At 41.5% G+C, this 19,576-nt stretch carries 19 protein-coding genes; 14 read left to right on the top strand and 5 right to left on the bottom strand.

Going from position 1 to position 19,576, the window contains the following annotated elements:
* The first annotated feature begins 52 nt into the window (after positions 1–52).
* The 10 genes from kbaZ to PR761_RS07965 all read left to right on the top strand — a co-directional run bounded on the left by kbaZ (position 53) and on the right by PR761_RS07965 (position 9,200).
* Positions 53–1,336, top strand: coding sequence for a tagatose-bisphosphate aldolase subunit KbaZ (gene kbaZ, locus PR761_RS08010; protein WP_006815822.1), 1,284 nt, complete (start codon positions 53–55; stop codon positions 1,334–1,336).
* 8 nt (positions 1,337–1,344) lie between these two features.
* Positions 1,345–2,529 carry an SIS domain-containing protein gene (locus tag PR761_RS08005; RefSeq protein WP_112836185.1) on the top strand — a complete coding sequence of 395 codons (1,185 nt, stop codon included), beginning with the start codon at positions 1,345–1,347 and terminating at the stop codon, positions 2,527–2,529.
* Positions 2,530–2,562: 33 nt separating this feature from the next.
* Complete coding sequence (agaV, locus tag PR761_RS08000; protein ID WP_006815820.1) at positions 2,563–3,057, top strand: PTS N-acetylgalactosamine transporter subunit IIB; 495 nt, start codon at positions 2,563–2,565, stop codon at positions 3,055–3,057.
* Between the two features lie 49 nt (positions 3,058–3,106).
* A complete protein-coding gene (gene agaW, locus PR761_RS07995; RefSeq protein WP_006815819.1) occupies positions 3,107–3,877 on the top strand; it encodes a PTS N-acetylgalactosamine transporter subunit IIC in 771 nt (256 codons plus the stop codon).
* Positions 3,867–4,754 (top strand): PTS system mannose/fructose/sorbose family transporter subunit IID, encoded by an 888-nt coding sequence (locus PR761_RS07990; RefSeq protein WP_006815818.1) that lies wholly within the window; start codon positions 3,867–3,869, stop codon positions 4,752–4,754. Before agaW ends, PR761_RS07990 begins: the two co-directional genes overlap by 11 nt.
* Before the next feature lie 57 nt (positions 4,755–4,811).
* Positions 4,812–5,243 (top strand): PTS galactosamine/N-acetylgalactosamine transporter subunit IIA, encoded by a 432-nt coding sequence (gene agaF, locus PR761_RS07985; protein ID WP_112836187.1) that lies wholly within the window; start codon positions 4,812–4,814, stop codon positions 5,241–5,243.
* Positions 5,240–6,412 (top strand): N-acetylglucosamine-6-phosphate deacetylase, encoded by a 1,173-nt coding sequence (gene nagA, locus PR761_RS07980; protein ID WP_006815816.1) that lies wholly within the window; start codon positions 5,240–5,242, stop codon positions 6,410–6,412. The genes agaF and nagA overlap by 4 nt, the downstream gene beginning before the upstream one ends.
* 37 nt (positions 6,413–6,449) lie before the next feature.
* Positions 6,450–7,280, top strand: coding sequence for a 5-dehydro-4-deoxy-D-glucuronate isomerase (kduI, locus tag PR761_RS07975; protein WP_039855615.1), 831 nt, complete (start codon positions 6,450–6,452; stop codon positions 7,278–7,280).
* Between the two features lie 78 nt (positions 7,281–7,358).
* Positions 7,359–8,114, top strand: coding sequence for a 2-dehydro-3-deoxy-D-gluconate 5-dehydrogenase KduD (gene kduD, locus PR761_RS07970; protein ID WP_115163983.1), 756 nt, complete (start codon positions 7,359–7,361; stop codon positions 8,112–8,114).
* Positions 8,115–8,132: 18 nt separating this feature from the next.
* Complete coding sequence (locus PR761_RS07965; RefSeq protein ID WP_115163984.1) at positions 8,133–9,200, top strand: glycoside hydrolase family 88/105 protein; 1,068 nt, start codon at positions 8,133–8,135, stop codon at positions 9,198–9,200.
* A 163-nt stretch (positions 9,201–9,363) separates the two neighbouring features.
* On the opposite strand, the gene PR761_RS07960 is transcribed toward PR761_RS07965, so the two are convergent.
* The 4 genes from PR761_RS07960 to metC all read right to left on the bottom strand — a co-directional run bounded on the left by PR761_RS07960 (position 9,364) and on the right by metC (position 14,221).
* The gene (locus PR761_RS07960) at positions 9,364–10,083 is read right to left on the bottom strand and encodes an oligogalacturonate-specific porin KdgM family protein (RefSeq protein ID WP_006815812.1); all 720 of its coding nucleotides are present in this window, start codon (positions 10,081–10,083) and stop codon (positions 9,364–9,366) included.
* Between the two features lie 120 nt (positions 10,084–10,203).
* The gene (locus PR761_RS07955) at positions 10,204–11,763 is read right to left on the bottom strand and encodes a sulfatase-like hydrolase/transferase (protein ID WP_006815811.1); all 1,560 of its coding nucleotides are present in this window, start codon (positions 11,761–11,763) and stop codon (positions 10,204–10,206) included.
* Between the two features lie 462 nt (positions 11,764–12,225).
* Positions 12,226–12,900 carry a DedA family protein gene (locus tag PR761_RS07950; protein ID WP_006815809.1) on the bottom strand — a complete coding sequence of 225 codons (675 nt, stop codon included), beginning with the start codon at positions 12,898–12,900 and terminating at the stop codon, positions 12,226–12,228.
* 136 nt (positions 12,901–13,036) lie between these two features.
* Positions 13,037–14,221 carry a cystathionine beta-lyase gene (gene metC, locus PR761_RS07945; protein ID WP_154611212.1) on the bottom strand — a complete coding sequence of 395 codons (1,185 nt, stop codon included), beginning with the start codon at positions 14,219–14,221 and terminating at the stop codon, positions 13,037–13,039.
* Between the two features lie 387 nt (positions 14,222–14,608).
* On the opposite strand from metC, the gene exbB reads away from it, so the two are divergent.
* From exbB to yedF, 4 genes are all read left to right on the top strand, one after another.
* The gene (gene exbB, locus PR761_RS07940) at positions 14,609–15,553 is read left to right on the top strand and encodes a tonB-system energizer ExbB (RefSeq protein ID WP_006815806.1); all 945 of its coding nucleotides are present in this window, start codon (positions 14,609–14,611) and stop codon (positions 15,551–15,553) included.
* 5 nt (positions 15,554–15,558) lie between these two features.
* Positions 15,559–15,984, top strand: a complete 426-nt coding sequence (exbD, locus tag PR761_RS07935; protein ID WP_006815805.1) for a TonB system transport protein ExbD — start codon at positions 15,559–15,561, stop codon at positions 15,982–15,984.
* A 1,306-nt stretch (positions 15,985–17,290) separates the two neighbouring features.
* The gene (gene yedE, locus PR761_RS07930) at positions 17,291–18,505 is read left to right on the top strand and encodes a selenium metabolism membrane protein YedE/FdhT (protein ID WP_006815803.1); all 1,215 of its coding nucleotides are present in this window, start codon (positions 17,291–17,293) and stop codon (positions 18,503–18,505) included.
* Positions 18,502–18,741 carry a sulfurtransferase-like selenium metabolism protein YedF gene (gene yedF, locus PR761_RS07925; RefSeq protein WP_006815802.1) on the top strand — a complete coding sequence of 80 codons (240 nt, stop codon included), beginning with the start codon at positions 18,502–18,504 and terminating at the stop codon, positions 18,739–18,741. The genes yedE and yedF overlap by 4 nt, the downstream gene beginning before the upstream one ends.
* 204 nt (positions 18,742–18,945) lie before the next feature.
* Here the strand turns inward: yedF and PR761_RS07920 are convergent, their stop codons facing one another.
* Complete coding sequence (locus tag PR761_RS07920) at positions 18,946–19,455, bottom strand: GNAT family N-acetyltransferase (RefSeq protein ID WP_006815801.1); 510 nt, start codon at positions 19,453–19,455, stop codon at positions 18,946–18,948.
* Between the last annotated feature and the right edge of the window lie 121 nt (positions 19,456–19,576).

Raw genomic sequence — 19,576 nt, 5'->3', positions numbered from 1 at the left:
CGCGCTAACTCCATTAACAACATGGCCATGTTGATTGTGGAGTTAGTGTTTAATGCATCCTTTAGAAAAGATTGTTCAGCAGAATAAATTAGGGAAACAAAACGGTATTTATTCTGTTTGTTCTGCCCATCCCTTCGTGATTGAGGCTTCACTACAGCAAGCGCTGGACAATGATTCCTTTCTTCTTATTGAAGCCACGTCAAATCAAGTTGACCAATTTGGTGGTTATACTGGAATGACGCCTGCGGACTTTTATCAGTATGTCACTGAAAAAGCGGAGCAAGCAGGTTTTCCTCTTCAACAATTAATCCTAGGTGGCGACCACTTAGGACCTAATCGCTGGCAAGATCTCAACGCTGAAGAAGCGATGAAAAATGCAGATGAGCTTATTGCTCATTATGTTGCCGCTGGATTTAAAAAAATTCATCTCGATTGCAGCATGTCTTGTGCTGATGATCCTGTGCCACTCACCGATGAAATCGTCGCAGCTCGCGCAGCTCGCCTTGCCGTGATTGCCGAAAAGACCGCAAAAGAAAAATTTGGTCACAGTGACATTGTGTATGTGATTGGAACTGAAGTCCCTGTACCGGGAGGTGCAACTGAAGCCCTTGAAGGGGTTGAAGTGACGGCACCTGAAGCTGCTCGAAAAACATTAGATTGCCATGCGAAAGCATTCGAAGATGCCGGTGTGGGTGAGTGCTGGTCTCGGGTGATTGGCTTAGTGGTTCAGCCTGGGGTGGAGTTTGACCACACCGGTGTGATTGATTATCAACCTGAAAAAGCCCAGTCCCTCAGTAAAGTAGTGGACGATTATTCTCATTTAGTCTTTGAGGCTCACTCCACTGATTATCAAAATCCTGAAGCTTACAAACAATTAGTCCGTGACCATTTCGCCATTTTAAAAGTGGGTCCTGCATTGACCTTTGCGATGCGTGAAGCGTTGTATTCCTTATGTGAAATTGAAAATGAAATGTTCCCGTCAGAGCAATGCTCCCATTTAAAAGAAAAAATGGAGCAACTGATGTGCCGAGAGCCGCATTTCTGGCAGAAATATTATCATGGAGACGCCCACCAGCAAGCCTTTGCTCGCGTGTACAGCTTCAGTGACCGCATTCGTTATTATTGGCCTGATGAAGAAATTAACCAAGCCATCAATACGCTAATCAATAACTTATCGTCTAAGCCAATTCCGTTACCACTATTGAGCCAATATTTGCCTCATCAATTCCAACAATACAGAGAAGGTTTGTTGGATGGCTCTCCTAAGTCATTTGTGTTTGCGAAGATCCGCGATGTGTTATCGGTGTATGCCGATGCGTGTAAATTCAGTCACTGAGGTTTGACATGGAATATTTAAGTTATCAAACGGCTGAACTGGAACAACTGAATGCGTTCTGGACAGCAAAAGAAATTGAACAACAGCCTGAGTGCTGGGAAAAAGTGAGCGCAGCAGTAAAAGCGCGCCGTACAGAGATTGATGGTTTTTTAGCGCATGTTTTAGCAGCGCCAGAATCTCGAATTATCATGACTGGTGCAGGAACCTCTGCTTTTGCAGGACGTGCTCTTGCACCAATATTAACCGGGCATTTAAAACGCCGAGTCGATGCGATAGCGACCACTGATTTAGTTTCTGATCCCAAAGAATATTTAGCCGAAGATGTACCTACTTTATTGATCTCTTTCGCGCGTTCTGGGAATAGCCCTGAAAGTGTTGCTGCACTGGATGTTGCTGAGAAATGTCTATCTAAAATCTATCATTTGGTTTTAACGTGTAACAGTGATGGCCAGCTATATCGTTATTGTCAAAATAATGTTCACGCCTTGGCACTGTTAATGCCGGAAGAGTCAAATGATCGCTCTTTAGCAATGACCTCCAGTTTTTCGTCAATGATGATGGCGGCATTGTCTATTTTTCTACCTGATACTTTTTATTGCAATGAAGTTAAACCATTTTTTAAAGATTATCACCAAACCTACCAGCAATTTAACCGCACAATTCGTCATGATTATGCAGGGAAATTCAAACGCGTCATTTATTTAGGTAGTGGCGGTTTACAAGGGCTAGCGCAGGAAGCCGCTCTGAAAATGTTGGAGTTAACGGCAGGTAAAGTCGTGGCTAATTATGATACACCATTAGGTTTTCGACATGGGCCTAAGTCTATCGTTAATAAAGAAACGTTGGTCGTGCTGTTCCTTTCGAATGATCAATATATCAGACAGTACGAAACTGACTTATTACGAGAGGTAATTCACGATAATGCATCAGCTATGGTGATCGGGGTCACTGCATCTCCATCTAATTCTTTTTCAAAAGAAAATTTTATTTATATTCCAAAAATGGAGCAATGCTCTGATGCAGCATTACTTTTTCCATATCTGATGTTAGCACAGGCATTTGCATTCCATAGTTCGATTGCACTGGGGAATACACCGGACAACCCATCTCCAACAGGAGAAATTAATCGTGTTGTTCAAGGTGTCACTATTTACCCGTTCTCATATCAAAAAGATAGCGTCAACGCATCTTAAAGATAAACACAATAAATTATAAGAGAGCAAGTTATGCACACACCTAATATTGTTTGGACCCGAATCGATGAGCGCTTATTACATGGGCAAATCCGTATTACTTGGGGTAAACACACTGAAGCAAATTTAATTCTTGTTGCAAATGATGATGCTGCGGAAGGACCTAATGCCGCCTTCATGCAAGCAGGAATGAAAGCGTCTGCGGGTGGAGAATATGCTGTTCGTTTTTTCTCTATTCAGAAGACAATTGATGTCATTAGCAAGGCATCACCACGTCAAAAAATCTTCGTTCTTTGTAATAATCCGACCGATGTCGCCCGTCTGGTGGAAGGCGGAGTGCCTATCACTCACTGTAATGTTGGCAATATGCATTTCCATGAAGGGAAGCGCCAAATCACTAAAACAGTGTCAGTGGATGAGCGTGACTTAGATGCATTTCGCCGCCTAGTTGATAAAGGCGTGACTTGCACCATTCAAAATACTCCCGACCAAACACCCGTGAATGTTTTAGCTCTCGCATCCGCATAAGTCGGATTGAGAAAAAAACTTAATTCTTAGGCGTTTAAGGAAAATTATTATGATCTTTGAAGCTTCGTTAGTGGCTTTATGGGCCTTCTTTTGCGGTATTGATAAGTATGACGTTGCATTAAACATTCACCGCCCTCTGATTACCGGACCTGTTGTGGGTTTGATTATGGGGGATATGCAAATCGGGTTAATCGCAGGTGCAACTCTTGAGCTGGCCTGGCTGGGATTAGTACCGAATGCGGGAGCTCAGCCACCGGATGTGACATTAGGTACCATCGCCGCGGTCGCTTTTGCAGTAATGACTAAACAGCCCCCTGAAGTTGCCATGGGGATTGGGATGCCCATCGCCGTATTAATGCAAATGTTGATTATTGGTTTCTTCGCGATGACTGCATTTACCATGGGTAAAGCTGATCGTTATGCAGAAAACGCAGATGCTGGGGGAATATCAAGGCTTTTAGTCGTCACAATAACGATACGTTCATTACTTTACGCCATTGTGGCTTTCGTCACGGTGTATTTCGGCGAACATGCTGCGGAATGGATTGATCAAAATACACCAAAAGTATTGCTCGAAGGCTTAGGTATTGGCGCGAAAATGGTGCCTGCGATTGGTTTTGCAATGCTATTAAAAATCATGTGGTCGAAAGAAGTGGCTGGGGTGTTCTTCGTTGGTTTCGTGATGACAACCTACTTGAAACTACCAATCATGGCCGTGGCTATTCTCGGTGCATCTGCCGCAGCGCTTTACTACTTTTTCAGTGGAAATGGTAACAAAAATAATTCACAGCCAAGCGAGGATTTTGAAGATGGTATCTGATAATAAAGCCGTGGTAGAAACGAAAAACTTACCTGCTCAATCTTACGTTGATGGTATCGATGAATATCAAGATACAACCGTACGGAAAGTCATTACCAAAAAGGACTTATGGCGCTGTGCATTCCGTGGATTATTTATGGAAGGGAACTTTAACTTTGAACGTATGCAAGGTGGCGGTTTTGCTTTCTCCATTATTCCTGCACTGAAAAAAATTCATGGTAATAACAAGCGTGACTATGCCACGGCATTGAAAAACCATCTGCAATTTTTCAATGCGAGTCCAAAATTATTTACTTTCTTACTTGGCACTGCGGTTGCCATGGAAGAAAACAAAGAGAAGCCATCAACCGTAAACGTCATGAAAGTGGCGGGTATGGGACCTACTGGTGGTATCGGTGATGCTATTGACCATATGACATTGATGCCGTTAACCCTCGCGTTAGGTGCATCTATTGCGATGGATGGCTCGATTGCAGGCCCATTTGTCTTCTTCTTTCTCTACCAGATTGTTCACTTTTTTGTCTATTTCGGGTTGATGTTCATGGGATATCGCGCAGGAACTGCGGCGATGGTGAACATGAGTGATGCCACTGAGAAATTAGCCAAAGCCGCCAACATTATGGGGATCTTTGTGATTGGGGCGCTTTCCGCCACCTTTGTCAAAGTGCAAACCACCGCCTCCTTAGAGCTGGGCGGGAAAGTGGTGGAATTGCAAACCGCGCTATTCGATAAAATCATGCCGAATTTATTACCGTTAGGTTTGGTATTCCTCATGTTCAAAATGGTGAAAGGCACAGGTTTCTGGGCTAAACCACCAGTTCTGATTTTCTCAACATTGGCCTTCGGCGTTATTGGTCATGTACTGGGTGTGCTGTAATTATCTGAATTAAATTGAATTTTAGCGGGTAGAAACTTACCCGCTTAGGAGTAAATAATGATCGGTTTGGTTGTTTCTGGGCACTTAAATTTTGCAAGTGGAATGGCGTCGGCGGTCAGAGCTATAGCGGGTGAACAAGAGAATATGGTGTTTCTCGATTTTATCGAGACGATATCCCCTGATGAGCTGGAGCAGCAAATGCGCTGTGCGATGCAAGCTATGCCTTGTGAGCAAGTTGTATTTCTTACGGATCTTCCGGGTGGAACACCCTGTAATCGCGCCATGGCGATCATGATGGAAAATCCTTCAGTTGAAGTTCTCTCCGGTGTCAGCCTCCCCATGATTGTGAATGCGGCGTTTGAGCGAGAAGGCGTCACAGCAAAAGAGCTGATTTCCATCTTACGTGAAATTGGGGTTAGCAGTATCCAAGACTTGCGTGAGCAACTGTCAACATTATCTGAATTTGAAGATGAAGAAGACGGATTATGAGCCAGCAATACGCAATTTTAGCGGATCGAATTTTTACGCCAGAGGGTATACAGCAGCACCAATATGTCTGCGTTAGCAATGGGACCGTGCAACAAATTACGGGTATTGCTCCAGAAAATTGTCCCATCGTGCATTTAAAAGGACGTTCATTGCTTCCAGGATTTGTCGACATTCATATTCATGGTCGAGCAGGTTCTGATGTGATGGATGCAAGCTTAGAGGGATTGCAAATTATTGCGGATGATTTGGTCAAGACGGGGGTTGCGGCATGGGTAGGAACCACGGTTACGGCACCCATGGACGATATTAAACACGCGTTAATCCAAGTTCGTCAATTTATGGCTCATCAGCAAACATCAGGTGCACAACTGTTAGGAAGCTTTCTTGAAGGCCCTTATTTCACTGAACGTCATCGAGGTTCTCATCCAGTGAAATACCTCAAGGCTCCGACCGTCAGCGAACTTAAATCTTTGCAAGAGTGTGCTGGTGGTTCGTTATTACGGGTCGCGGTGGCTCCTGAAGCTGATGGCGCTATTGATGCTATTGATTGGCTAGTTCAACAAAATATCAAAACCAGTGTTGCCCATACCGCAGCGGATTTTGCCCAAACTAGCGAGGCATTTTCTCACGGCGCTGATTGTGGCGTGCATCTTTATAACGGTATGACGGGATTACATCACCGTGAACCGGGTTGCTGTGGTGCAGTGCTCTATCACGATGTACTCGCCGAATTGATAGCAGATGGCATTCATGTTCATCCGGTCATGATGAACTTGGCATATCGCATGAAAGGTTATCAGCAAGTTGCCTTAATTACTGATTGTATGCGTGCTGGGGGATTACCGGATGGCGAGTATGCCTTGGGCGCTCAAATGGTTCAGGTGACTCAAGGGCAAGCCAGAACCGCAGACGGTTCTTTAGCCGGTAGCACCTGTAGCTTGGATGCGGCACTGCGCAATATGGTGAAACTCGCTCAAGTTCCTGAATGGGAAGCGGTACAAATGGCGACGGCGGTGCCTGCGGAGTATCTCGGCATTGGTCAGCAATATGGCTATATCCGCGAGGGCGCCGTTGCAAGTTTTGCGGTTGTCGATGACAACTTTTATTTAACTGACACATTCATCAGAGGTGAACACGTTCACTCTGTTAATGGGAAAGCCAACTCGTGAGTTTGGTACTCCCCCTGTAAATTATGAGGTATTTATAATGGAAATTCGTCAACCAATTCACAGTGAGCACGCTAAAACGCTGGATACTGCTGGATTACGTAAACAATTCTTAATCGAAGGATTGTTTTGTGAAGGGGAAATGAATCTCACTTATAGTCATATTGACCGCATTATCGTAGGCGGTATTGTTCCAACACATAAGCCATTGGCACTGATGGCAGGGAAAGCATTAGGCGTTGATTTTTTCTTAGAACGTCGTGAACTGGGTGCCATCAATATTGGCGGTGCAGGTAAAGTGGTTGTTGATGGGGAAATATTTGAAATTGCGCCTCGTGAAGCACTTTACATTGGCATGGGCGCGCGTGAAGTAGAATTCAGCAGTGCGGATGCCAATCATCCTGCACGTTTTTATATAAACTGCGCCCCGGCCCATCATACCTACCCAAGTCGCAAAATTACCATTGACCAAGCATCACCGGAAAAACTGGGTAAGGTTGAGAACTGTAACGTACGGACAATTTATAAATTCTTACATCCATCGATTCTACCAACATGTCAGTTATCTATGGGAATGACCGTGTTAGAGCCAGGCAGCCTATGGAATACCATGCCATGCCACACCCATGAACGCCGCATGGAAGTTTATCTGTATTTTGATATGAAAGATGACAACGTGGTTTTCCATTATATGGGGGAACCAACCGAAACTCGTCATATTGTGGTGCGTAATGAGCAAGCGGTGATTAGCCCGAGTTGGTCAATTCATTCAGGTGTCGGTACTGCGGCTTATACATTTATCTGGGGAATGGTGGGTGAAAATCAGGTATTCCACGATATGGATCATGTCGCAATGACAGATTTGAAATAACGCCCGATTACTCCTTTTTATTTTCTTATCTAACAAAACGGTGTTGCTGAATTGGCGGCACCGTAAGAGAGGCATGCCATGAATTTATTTGATTTAACAGGAAAAGTAGCCATTGTCACTGGATGTAATACAGGTCTAGGTCAAGGTATGGCGATTGGATTAGCTCAAGCTGGGGCGGATATTGTTGGTGTTGGAATACAAGATGCACCAGAAACACGTGCCGAAGTCGAAAAGTTGGGACGTAAATTCCACTATGTCGTCATGAATTTAATGGAGCAAGATAAGTTACAAGACCTCGTAGATGATGCGGTATCTGCCATGGGGCACGTTGATATTCTGGTGAATAATGCGGGGATTATTCGTCGTGAAGACTTATTAGAATTTAGTGAAAAAGATTGGGATGATGTCATTAACATTAACCAAAAAACGCTCTTTTTCTTATCCCAGCGTGTTGCTCGTCAGTTTGTGAAGCAAGGTAATGGCGGAAAAATTATCAATATTGCTTCAATGTTGTCATTCCAAGGTGGCATCCGAGTGCCTTCTTACACTGCCAGTAAATCTGCGGTTATGGGGTTAACTCGCGCATTAGCGACGGAGCTTTCTCAATATAATATTAATGTGAATGCCCTCGCTCCGGGTTATATGGCCACAGATAATACCGCAGCACTAAGAGCTGATGCTGAGCGTAATGCAGCGATTTTAGAGCGTATTCCCGCTGGACGTTGGGGGCTGCCATCTGACTTAGCGGGACCTGCAATTTTCCTTGCTTCCAGTGCCAGCGATTATATCAATGGATATACGATTGCCGTTGATGGTGGGTGGCTCGCTCGCTAGTCCATCAGGAGGATCCAAATGGAACAGGTATTATCATCTCAGTCATTACAGCGTGATGTTGTTTTGCAGGATATGAAACGTGTTTATCGTTTTCAATCAAAGCATCAGGTTCGTAGTGTGGTTCGCCGCAGTGGTAAAACACGCTTTATCAAAGATACAGATTGGGAACGCGGTGTTCTGTGGTCGTGTGTTGCTGCCGCTTGGCAAGCAACTCAAGACAGTGAGTATCTTGATGGGGTGTTGGAATATACGTTACATACCGGATTTCGCACGGGGCCAAATCCTCGTTTTGCCGATGATCATGTGTGTACACAAGCTTATTTAGCCGTCAGCTCGCAGTTTTCTCAACCGGAAGTTCTTGAACCGACAATAAAAGCATTTGATTTGATGTTGGATGAACCGAAATTAGGTCGAGAGGACTGGTGGTGGTGTGATGCTCTTTTTATGGCTCCACCGGCTTTCGCTGCATTGTCAGCAAAAACGGCTGATCCCCGCTATCTCGCTTATATGCATCAGGCCTATTGGGATGCAGTAGAGCATTTACGAGATCCCGAAACGGGTTTGATTTACCGGGATTATCGTTATATTCCTGATGGAAAGGGGGGCGAATTACGTGAAGCCAATGGGGAAAAAGTTTTTTGGAGCCGAGGTATTGGCTGGGTGATAGCCTCCGTACCGCGTATCTTGCAGCATTTATCAGCTGATTTTGCAGGAAGCCAACAATACTTAGATTTATTTGTTGAGCTAATCGAGTCTGTTGTGGAATATCAACAAGAAGATGGTTTCTGGCGTACAAGCCTGTTGGATCCTCAAAGCTTCCCAGCTCCTGAAAGTAGTGCAACCTCGCTATTTTGTTATGGATTAGCTTGGGGGATAAACCAAGGTGTATTAGATAAAACGCGTTATCTGCCAATACTTGAAAAAGCATGGGGAGCGCTAAAAAACTGTATTCATGAAGATGGCATGTTAGGTTGGGTTCAATTACCTGCATTTAATCCTCGAGATGTTAAATTTGAACATAACATGGATTATGGTGCGGGAGTTTATTTATTAGCGGGTAGTGAAGTTATTAAGTTATTAGATTAGTAATTATATAAATTAATACGCATCGTTTTTCCATTGCACTTGCTTTAGCTTATCGGTCAAAATATTGGCCGATTTTTTTTGTTTTTATTTTTAAATAAAAAAGAAACCCCACGATAATAATCATGGGGTTTCTTTGTATTATTGAATTTTATTTTTGATTATATTACCAAGTATATTGAATACCAACACGGAAACGGGTTTGTCGGTCACTGGAGAACTTACTTTCTTTCACATTACCAACTTCAACAAATGGTCTCCATAAAGCACCATCATCCGTTTTTATATCATAACGAAGACGTACGTTATGTTGATAATCGAATTTCTTATTATTATAAAGTGGCTGTGCGTTATCCGCCATTTCCCACATTAAATCTAATTGATACTGAAGATCCAGTTTACCCCATTTATAACCAATCCAGCTGTCGAACTCTTGAATTTTAGAGTGGTAGTTACTGCCATTTTCCCCGACTTGGCCGTAATCCCAAACTTTCCACTTATAACGGCCTTGTAAGCGAATACCGTTGTCAAAGGTGTAGTTCAGACGGACATAAGGAACATAGACAAGACCTTGTTTATCGAAGTCGAGTGAGGAGCCTACAAGTCCAACTAAATTTGAATTGAGTTTGGTATAATAAAATGCTGAAAATTCAGAGCCGTCAATTTTCATGGCATCATATGCGCCGTCTTTATTGCCATAACGGGCATCTAATTCAAAACCAATATTTTTCCCTGTATCAAGAAAAGCTTTAATTCTGTCACCACTTTTCCCTGAGGCATCTAAATATTGATGGCGGTATTCAATGGTTGTTTTGTAATTATTTGCATAGGTGTAGTTAGATGCCATTAAAAACAAAACGGTGCCAGATATTAATAATTTTTTCATTATCTTTATTCCGAAGCTAGAGGCTATTTAAGCATTATTTAAATGATTCCCTGTTTTATTTGGGAAATTGTTTTTTTTGTTTATAGAATTGCCATCAATAATAAGATGGCAAGGATGGAATTACTTCACTTCACATTCAGTGATTTTCTTATTCAATTTTTTGGTTGTTGCAGTAATAAATTCACTTGGTCTCCAAGAGTCACCGGTTTTTTCTAACCAAGGGGTTAACTCTTCTTTAATTAATTTCTCAATAAGTGGTTTATTCTCATCGGCAACATTTTTCGTTTGATAAGGATCTTTCACATTATCGTAAAGTGTATATTTCAATGGTTGTCCATCTTGGCGATCAATAACCAATGTGTGTGTTTTGGTGCGTACTCCGCGTTTACCAAAGGAAGGTTCACCGTATGGGATAAACAAATAAAGCTGAGAACTGGCGCTATCCCCTTTACCTGTTGCGACTCGTTCAGCTAAGTTACTACCTTCTACAGAGCCAGGTATCCATTGTTCTAGTCCAAGTAAACCTAAGATTGTTGGATAAATATCCGGTGCAGACATTAAAGCATCGTCTTGACCGGCCTTAATCTTACCCGGAAGACGGAACATCATTGGAACCCTCATGGATTCTTCGTAAGGGTTATTTTTAGTTGGCTGCCCATTAGCACCAAGGCAACTGCCATGATCAGAGAAGAAAACAACCAGCGTATTATCATCAAGTCCCTGTTTTTCTAGCTCATTCATTATTCGGCCAAACTGGTCATCCACGCCATTTACCATGGCGAGATATTCTTTAAAATATTGTGGACCATAGCCTTCTTGATATTCAGCATCCCACTGAACATTCGGACGAGTATTTAATTCTTTAGATGTTTTTCCTTTATAAACATCAAGGTATTTTTGTGGAACTTGGTCATAAGGTGAGTGAGGGGGATTCATGGAAACCACTAATGCAAATGGTTTGGTTTCATCACGAAATTGCCCATTTTCGTTTCGTAAGAATTTTATCGCCATATCGGCTTCGTGTTCTGGTCCCCACTGGTCAACATAGATCGGCTTTTCACGAGGCGTATTATTGCCCCAATACATCGGTTTCATATGTAAATCATATGTGCCGTAAGAGTACCAAAAATCGAATCCATGGCGGCGGTCGGGCGCTGCCCATTCATTCCAATACCGTCCTTCCATCGGGTTATTGTAGCTTTCAATATAAGGGGCATAAGGTGCATCTAAATGCCACTTACCAATATAGCCAGTACTGTAATCTAAGGATTGAAGGACATCAGACCAACATTTTGCATACGGAGATAAATCAATACCGACTTTTCCGCCATAGTCATGAGTATTGCCGGTAATCCCATTACGAACAGGGTATTGCCCTGTCATAAACATGCCACGAAAAGGTGAACACAATGGATAGTTAGAAGCCATCTGTGTCATCACTTTCGCTTGTTTGGCAAACTTATTCAGATTGGGGGTAATCGAAGGATCTTCTCCCATAAATTGTAATGCATGGGCACGCATTTCATCGGGAAAGATAATTAATAAGTTGGGTGCTTTCTCTGGTCGAGAAGGCATGCCATTTGAAGGCATCCCGGTATTGGCTAAAACGGGACTAGAAACCGATATTGCTGCACCGCTGGCTGCTAGTCCTTTGATAAAGGTTCTACGCGAAACAGTCATTGCTTCATCCTCTTTTTGTTTGCGTTTTCTTTCGCTTTGTTGTTTGTTTCTTATTTATACTTTTACATAACTTAAAAAAGTAAGCTATCGAAGATTTTAAAATTGAAATGAAGATCACAAAAAGTGAGCAAAAAGATGTGTTAAATATTAGAGGAATAAAATGATAATTGAATAAAATCAATTAATCATATGATTTATATGAAAAATATATTTTTTGAGAAAATGGCGTAAATAGCACAGTATCTAAGGTAAATATCACTCATTAACATTTTTTCATTTGCTTTCATTTTTTTTGAGTGGGTAAATAAACTCATGAAGATTTTTTCAATAGGAATAGCGTGGGGGATTAGACGTTTGAATTTAAAGTAAAATAAAAGGGCCATTGATGACCCCTCTTTCTATAAATGTTTATCTCATATTCAACTATCTTATTTTGTTAAATTATCATGAGATTAGTCGTGATTAATCTTTCTTACTGCCGCTGAGAACTTTACGGTGTTTCCAATACATCACAATGGAACCAATCAAGCCACTGACGAGAAGAATGACGGGAATAATCATTAAGGCGGTGATGACGATTTGCTCATGATTTCTCACAAACGGAATCTGGTTAATTGCATAACCTAAAGTCACAATAATACCCACCCATAAGAACCCACTTAACCAGTTAAATAGTTGAAAACGGCGATGGCTTAAATCAGAAAGACCAGCAAGCAAAGGCAATAGTGTTCGAACAAAAGCTAAAAAACGCCCGATTAATAGTGCGTATAAACCTTGTCGATTAAACATATCGTTGGCTTTTTTGTGGTATTCGTCGGGGAGTTGCGCTAACCACCGTTTCACCATTTTGGTTTCGCTGAGCCAGCGCCCTTGGATAAAACCAATCCAGCATCCTAAACTGGCCGCAGTCGCGAGCAGCAATATAGTGGGAATAAAATGAAGAACACCTTTAGCGATCAGAGCGCCAGAAAGTAATAAAAGGGTATCACCGGGTAAAAAAGCAGCGGGAAGCACTCCATTTTCTAAGACAATCACCACAAAAAGCACGGTGTATATCACCCAAAGTACTTCTGGGTTGGAAAGCTTCATAAAATCGTGTTGCCAAAGTGCCAGTACGATTTCGCGTATGACTTCCATAATCGTTCCTGTGTTTGCATAAAGCGAATTATGCCCTCTATCTTACAGGAAAAAAGCTAGGCTAGTTTGATTTGTTCGGGGAATTATTGAAAAGGCAGTGGCTAACTGCCCAGTCATATATCGCGGAAATGACAACCTAAAGACGATCAAATGCACGTTGTAGATCATCCATTAAATCTTGAGGATGTTCCAACCCAATATGCACACGGAAAAACGACCCAAGTTTTGGTTGATAATCATATTGGTGCATGCTGATTAAATCTTCGGTTTGATAGCCTAAAATGAGCGACTCAAATCCCCCCCATGAATATCCCATTTTAAAGTGAGTAAAATGATCGAGAAATTGACTAAATTGCTCGGGGGATAACCGGTTTTTTAATTGGAATGAAAACAGCCCGTTGGCTCCAGTAAAGTCACGTTTAAAATATTGATGCCCCGGGTTGCTTGGAAGTGCAGGATGAAAGACTTGTTCAACCGCAGGGTGTTCAGCTAACCAATTTGCGATAGCTAAGCTACTGGTTTCGTGTTGCTTTAAGCGAGTGGCTAAGGTGTGTAGACCTCTGCCCGCCATATAAACAGTATCTGGATCTGCGGTTTGCCCAAGTAGATAGGAGTTTTCTCGCAAAGTTTCAATACAGCGCTGATTGGCAACCGCTACCCCAAGCATTCCGTCAGAGTGCCCATTAATATATTTAGTTGCGGACTGAATGGATATATCAGCATCAAACAGTAGGGGTTTTAGGAGTACACCTGCCGCCCAAGTATTGTCAATCATGATAATAATATCCGGGGATTTGTGGCGAACAGCTTTGACGATAGCGGGAAGATCATGAACTTCCATCGTGATAGAGCCAGGGGATTCTAAAAACACAATGCGCGTATTGGGGCGAATTAGGTCGGCAATTTGCTCACCAATCAGTGGATCAAAATAAGTTGTCTCAACATTGAGATTAGTGAGGATCTTATCGCAAAAATTTTGGGTTGGATCATAGGCAGAGCCAGTCACCAAAATATGTTCTCCGGAAGAGATAAACGACATAATGGCATTGGTGATGGCAGCAGCGCCAGAGGGATAGAGAACGCAGCCTGCGCCACACTCTAGCTCAGTCATCGCTTCTTGAAAGGCAAAATGGGTTTGAGTTCCTCGGCGACCATACATAAGTACACCATTTGCACGATGACGGATTGCGTGTTTCTTATCTTCGACGGAGTCAAATATCACGGAAGAGGTGCGTTGGATAATGGGATTCACCCCTTTTTGGGTATATTTAGGGTTTCTTCCTAGGTGTACCAACTGCGTTTCAGGTCTAATTTTTGCCATGATATCTTCCTTATTTGCCTTTGCCGATAACCTTATTTGCTAATAAATACTCACGGGAGTAGCTAGGTTATCATCTGAAGTTAAATGATTTCAGCGAATAAGAGCAAGTGTAAAAGTGACTACCTGAATATTCTTCATAATAAAGGTATCGATGACCTTAACAGAAAAAAGGGCTTATTTAGCTTACAACAAAGAAATTGCAAAAAATTGCGAATACTAATGATAATTACTATCAATTCGTGCCGTGTTTGATATTATCTGCACATCTTGACGAAAGAGATGGATGGCGTGAGTCAAATTTTGCTTTTAATGGTTAGTCGATGAATGGCACAATCATCGATATAAATTTTTTTATACAACACAAATATAGAGAGTAAAGGCCAACTGATGCGTAAATTAACAGCTTCTATTCTATTGGCGATCGGCTTAATGGGTACAGCGGTTGCTGAAACAACTCCAGCTGTCAGCCCAAGCACACCCGCTACAACTGCAACAACTCAAAATTCAGCAACATCATCAACACCCGCTAATACACCTTCAAATATAGAGGCGACATCAGCGCCTGCAACATCCAACCAAGAATTAACAGTCAACAATACAGTAGTGACTGAAAACGTCGATATTACGACGGATGCTCATGGTGGAGGTTTTGACCAAGATTTATCTGTTTGGGGTATGTATCAAAACGCGGATGTTGTGGTTAAAACGGTGATGATCGGCTTGTTACTCGCATCGGTGATTACATGGGCTCTATTCCTATCCAAAGGAACTGAAATTTTAATTGCTCGTCGTCGTTTAAAATATGAAGCGAAGGCGATTGCAGAAGCTAAATCTCTTGATGAAGCCGTGAGTATTGCAGAAGGGTTTAAATCAGGCAGTATCACTCGTATGTTATTAGCTGAAGCAACCACTGAAAAAGTGCTTTCCGCTAACAGTAACGATCTTTCTGGTATTAAAGATCGTACCGGCTTCCGCTTAGAAAGAGCGGTTGCGGCAATCAGCCGTTATATGGGGCGCGGTAATGGCTACCTTGCAACCATCGGGGCAATTTCTCCCTTTGTCGGTTTATTTGGAACCGTATGGGGGATTATGAACAGCTTTATCGGTATCGCACATTCGCAAACCACAAACTTGGCCGTGGTTGCTCCGGGGATCGCAGAAGCCCTTCTCGCGACGGCAATTGGTTTGATCGCTGCAATCCCTGCGGTGGTTATCTATAATATTTTTGCTCGTATGATCAATAACTATCGTGGTCAAGTTGGTGATGTTGCGGCTCAAGCGGCACTACTACTGGGGCGTGATCTCGATCTGGCAAACAGCAAAGCAAGGTAACGATTATGGCAATGCGTTTAGGTGACGAACAAGATGATAGCGGTGAAATGCATGAAATCAACGTAACACCTTTTATCGATGTTATGTTGGTCTTGCTAATTATCTTTATGGTTGCGGCGCCACTGGCTACGGTTGATATTAAAGTGGATTTACCTGCTTCAACCGCTAAGCCTCAGCCGCGCCCAGAAAAACCTGTATTTCTGACGGTGAAATCAGATAGCCAGCTCTTTATTGGTGAGCAAGCGGTCAGTAAAGACCAGCTTGGAATAACATTAGACCAAGCAACGAACACCAACAAAGAAACGACAATCTTTTTCCAAGCAGATAAGACGGTTGATTATGAAACGATGATGGACGTAATGAATGCATTACGTCAATCTGGCTATCTAAAAATTGGTTTAGTCGGAATGGAAGCAACTACAGCTAAGTAGTCGTCATTCCTCTAGGTGCGCTTTACTTTTGATGTTTACTCGCTTGCTATGGAGTAAGTATTTTGAAGTAAGGCGCATTTTTTTGATTGAAATTCATTCTAAATTTAATGAGATTCCCTCCAAAATAATATTTTATTTTATAGTTTCACATCTAAATGGTTTAATTTTTAAGGGGTAAATTTCTCAGATTATTGATGCTATTGTAATATTTAATTCTGATGATTTACTTCGCTTGTAGATACGTATAGCGAGTAAAGTTAATCTAAAATAAACCATTCATATTGTATGGGATTAATGTGGCCTGATACACCACAAATGCATACTCTTAACGAGAGTATGCATTTATAGTTAAACGATGAATATTCCTCGGATGTCATTGATTAATGCGAAAATAAGCAAAAAATAATATTTTAAGCTAAAATAAGTCCTGTTTTACGCGATGATAATAAATTCCCATAAGTATAAAAAATATTAATATCTTTTAATTTAATTGAAAAAATAAAAAAATCCGGTAATTTATTTGTAATGTATTCTAATATAAATATTATTGATTGAATCATATTCAAGCATAAATAAAATATAAAATAATAAATATTGAAAGAGTTGCCTTTATAATGAGGTAAGTTGATTAACTTACTGTTATAACTAGTTTTTACCCTAATTTCTTAGGGGGACTTAAATAAAATGAAAAAACACTTGCGCAACATTTCTATGACGCTATAATGCAATCAATAACATTTAGAAACACTTTTACATACTTTTTAAATTCCAAATTACTTGTTTTTAAATTTACTAATGCTAGGGAATACATAAAGTCAAAATGAATTTTTAATTAGACTTTATATTAAAAATAAATATAACCACTTAAATTTGAATTTAGATCTGTAGTGTAATTGTTAGGATGTTTTAAATGTTATTACTGAAGTCAAATGGGCTGACTTTAGACTACACATAGCAAAGCTGTAATAAAAAATAATTTAAAATTATACTCCTCTATAAATAATATAAGACTAAAACGCTAAGCGCTATCATATAGATAGCGCTTTTTTTTGTTTGTTTTCAGCATACTCTTAACTGAAAATATTTTGATGTCATCAGATTTGAAATAAGGAAAATTTGATGTGATAAAAGAGCCTAAAATCTAGGCTTAAATCAATATTTCTTAAAATATTTAACGTTTATTATTTCACGATAAAAATGAACAGAGTATGATATGCCCCTCTTCGCTGTGGGGCATTTTAAAAACACATCATACAACGGCGAAATTCTTTGCCAGGTGCTGGCTTGAATAAATCTGGAAGTAACAATGACTTGGTCTGAGTTTAAATCTCACTATCTCATCGGTTTTTGGAAACCGTTACCTGCCGTGATCGCAGCAGGGATTTTATCGACTTATTATTTTGGGTTAACAGGGACATTTTGGGCTGTAACAGGGGAGTTTACTCGCTGGGGTGGGCACATCATGCAATTATTTGGTGCTCATCCTGAAGAATGGGGATACTTCAAAATTATCGGTTTTGAAGGAAGTCCACTCGACAGAATTGATGGTGTAATGATTCTGGGTATGTTTGCGGGTTGCTTCGCGGCTGCGTTATGGGCAAATAATGTCAAAGTTAGAATGCCACAACATCGAATCCGTATTTTCCAAGCCATTCTTGGCGGAATTATTGCTGGCTTTGGTGCACGCTTAGCAATGGGATGTAATTTAGCGGCATTCTTTACTGGGATCCCTCAGTTTTCTCTGCATGCATGGTTTTTTGCAGTGGCAACGGCAGTTGGTTCATACTTCGGTGCTAAATTCACCCTGATGCCAATGTTTCGTATTCCTGTAAAATTGAAAAAAGTCTCTACTGCATCCCCGTTGACACAAAATCCAAATACAGCGAAAAAGCGCTTCAAACTAGGAATGGCTATTTTTGCTGCCGCGATGGCATGGGGCTTCTATACATTGCTAGACTCTCCAGTGATGGGGTTTGCTATCCTTTGCGGCATCGGTTTTGGGTTATTGATTGAACGAGCACAAATCTGTTTTACTTCGGCATTCCGTGACCTGTGGATCACCGGGCGCACTCATATGGCGAAAGCGATTATTATCGGTATGGCAGTCAGTGCGATTGGGATTTTCAGTTATGTGCAATTGGGCGCTACGCCAAAAATCCTATGGGCAGGTCCTAACGCCATCATTGGTGGTTTACTGTTTGGTTTCGGGATTGTACTCGCTGGTGGCTGTGAAACGGGCTGGATGTATCGTGCAGTAGAAGGCCAAGTTCATTACTGGTGGGTCGGTTTCGGTAATATCATTGGTGCCACTATCCTTGCGTATTATTGGGATGATTTAGGCCCATGGTTAGCGACAGATTTTGATAAGGTCAACCTTCTGGAAACCTTCGGACCTCAAGGTGGCTTGATCGTGACTTATGTTTTATTAGCTATCGCATTTATTTTGATGTTGTTATGGGAAAAACATTTCTTCCGTAAACGTAATCAAAAACTTGCGAGTGCATCAATGGAGGCCGCATGAGCCAAAAAGAGATAGTACCTGATTATCGATTGGATATGGTGGGTGAACCTTGCCCGTACCCTGCTGTGGCGACGTTAGAAGCGATGCCTTCGTTAAAGCCGGGAGAAATATTAGAGGTGGTCAGCGATTGTCCTCAATCGATTAATAATATTCCGTTGGATGCTAAAAACTATGGTTATAAAGTGTTGGATATTCAACAGGATGGTCCGACAATTCGTTATTTAATTCAAAAATAACAAATACGCGTCATATTTTGCACTGTCGCGGTGTTGGCTTCATGCGTTAGCCCTAGTCACATACTTGTGTATGCTCCTAGGGTCTAGCGCATTTGCCGCCTTGCGACAGCACAAACTATTTAGCGTATTTCAGTGATACCCTAAAATATTAAAGCTACCTATCAGTCGTGAAATTACAACTGATTGTTATAGGTGATAGTTCGGTTACTCATCCTGCCAGTTCTCAATATCCAGCACAAGCTCACACTCATCATCGATGTAGCCACCCGTAGGGATAAATCCCAACTTCTGATAAAATTCAAATGGGCTTTCTTCGCCTTCTCCACAACTATTATATAGGCGTGGGTAACCTTTCTTTTTTAAATAGCGGATAACTTGAATTAAGGCTTCACGCCCAAAACCTAATTTTTGATAAGGCTCAGCGATCATAAAGCGCCATAGCATGATCCCATTGTATTCAAGTTCATCATCATCTAAACCAGAATGCAGCATAATGAATCCAACAGGGACATCATCTGCATAAATGCCTCGATACCAAGCGCAATCTGAGAACTGGGCTTCAACCATGGAGTAGGCATTATCTGCCACCATGCTACGCTGGGCTTCGCTCAGTGTATGGCTAAGTAAACAAATTTCGGAAAAATTTTCTGCGGTAACCTTTTGCAAGGAGACTAGAGAACTTTCATCCACTTCCGGCTCGATGAACTCTTTCATAACAATTCCTTCGCTCTAATATTGACCAATAACTCCATAAAGGGAGTGCGCTATTATTTTTTTATTGAATAAATGAAAATTGCTGCTGATTTGTTACGTGAATGTAATTTAATCAACCAGA

This window comes from Providencia sp. PROV210 (genome assembly GCF_028479445.1).
Classification (GTDB): Bacteria; Pseudomonadota; Gammaproteobacteria; order Enterobacterales; family Enterobacteriaceae; genus Providencia; species Providencia rustigianii.
The sequence above is the reverse complement of the archived record's forward strand: the minus strand, read 5'-3'. Positions and strand labels throughout refer to the sequence as shown.

Excerpts from the sequence above, each read along its gene's own strand:
- kbaZ (WP_006815822.1), top strand. The coding sequence starts at position 53 with ATGCATCCTTTAGAAAAGATTGTTCAGCAGAATAAATTAGGGAAACAA.
- PR761_RS08005 (WP_112836185.1), top strand. The coding sequence starts at position 1,345 with ATGGAATATTTAAGTTATCAAACGGCTGAACTGGAACAACTGAATGCG.
- agaV (WP_006815820.1), top strand. The coding sequence starts at position 2,563 with ATGCACACACCTAATATTGTTTGGACCCGAATCGATGAGCGCTTATTA.
- agaW (WP_006815819.1), top strand. The coding sequence starts at position 3,107 with ATGATCTTTGAAGCTTCGTTAGTGGCTTTATGGGCCTTCTTTTGCGGT.
- PR761_RS07990 (WP_006815818.1), top strand. The coding sequence starts at position 3,867 with ATGGTATCTGATAATAAAGCCGTGGTAGAAACGAAAAACTTACCTGCT.
- agaF (WP_112836187.1), top strand. The coding sequence starts at position 4,812 with ATGATCGGTTTGGTTGTTTCTGGGCACTTAAATTTTGCAAGTGGAATG.
- nagA (WP_006815816.1), top strand. The coding sequence starts at position 5,240 with ATGAGCCAGCAATACGCAATTTTAGCGGATCGAATTTTTACGCCAGAG.
- kduI (WP_039855615.1), top strand. The coding sequence starts at position 6,450 with ATGGAAATTCGTCAACCAATTCACAGTGAGCACGCTAAAACGCTGGAT.
- kduD (WP_115163983.1), top strand. The coding sequence starts at position 7,359 with ATGAATTTATTTGATTTAACAGGAAAAGTAGCCATTGTCACTGGATGT.
- PR761_RS07965 (WP_115163984.1), top strand. The coding sequence starts at position 8,133 with ATGGAACAGGTATTATCATCTCAGTCATTACAGCGTGATGTTGTTTTG.
- PR761_RS07960 (WP_006815812.1), bottom strand. The coding sequence starts at position 10,083 with ATGAAAAAATTATTAATATCTGGCACCGTTTTGTTTTTAATGGCATCT.
- PR761_RS07955 (WP_006815811.1), bottom strand. The coding sequence starts at position 11,763 with ATGACTGTTTCGCGTAGAACCTTTATCAAAGGACTAGCAGCCAGCGGT.
- PR761_RS07950 (WP_006815809.1), bottom strand. The coding sequence starts at position 12,900 with ATGGAAGTCATACGCGAAATCGTACTGGCACTTTGGCAACACGATTTT.
- metC (WP_154611212.1), bottom strand. The coding sequence starts at position 14,221 with ATGGCAAAAATTAGACCTGAAACGCAGTTGGTACACCTAGGAAGAAAC.
- exbB (WP_006815806.1), top strand. The coding sequence starts at position 14,609 with ATGCGTAAATTAACAGCTTCTATTCTATTGGCGATCGGCTTAATGGGT.
- exbD (WP_006815805.1), top strand. The coding sequence starts at position 15,559 with ATGGCAATGCGTTTAGGTGACGAACAAGATGATAGCGGTGAAATGCAT.
- yedE (WP_006815803.1), top strand. The coding sequence starts at position 17,291 with ATGACTTGGTCTGAGTTTAAATCTCACTATCTCATCGGTTTTTGGAAA.
- yedF (WP_006815802.1), top strand. The coding sequence starts at position 18,502 with ATGAGCCAAAAAGAGATAGTACCTGATTATCGATTGGATATGGTGGGT.
- PR761_RS07920 (WP_006815801.1), bottom strand. The coding sequence starts at position 19,455 with ATGAAAGAGTTCATCGAGCCGGAAGTGGATGAAAGTTCTCTAGTCTCC.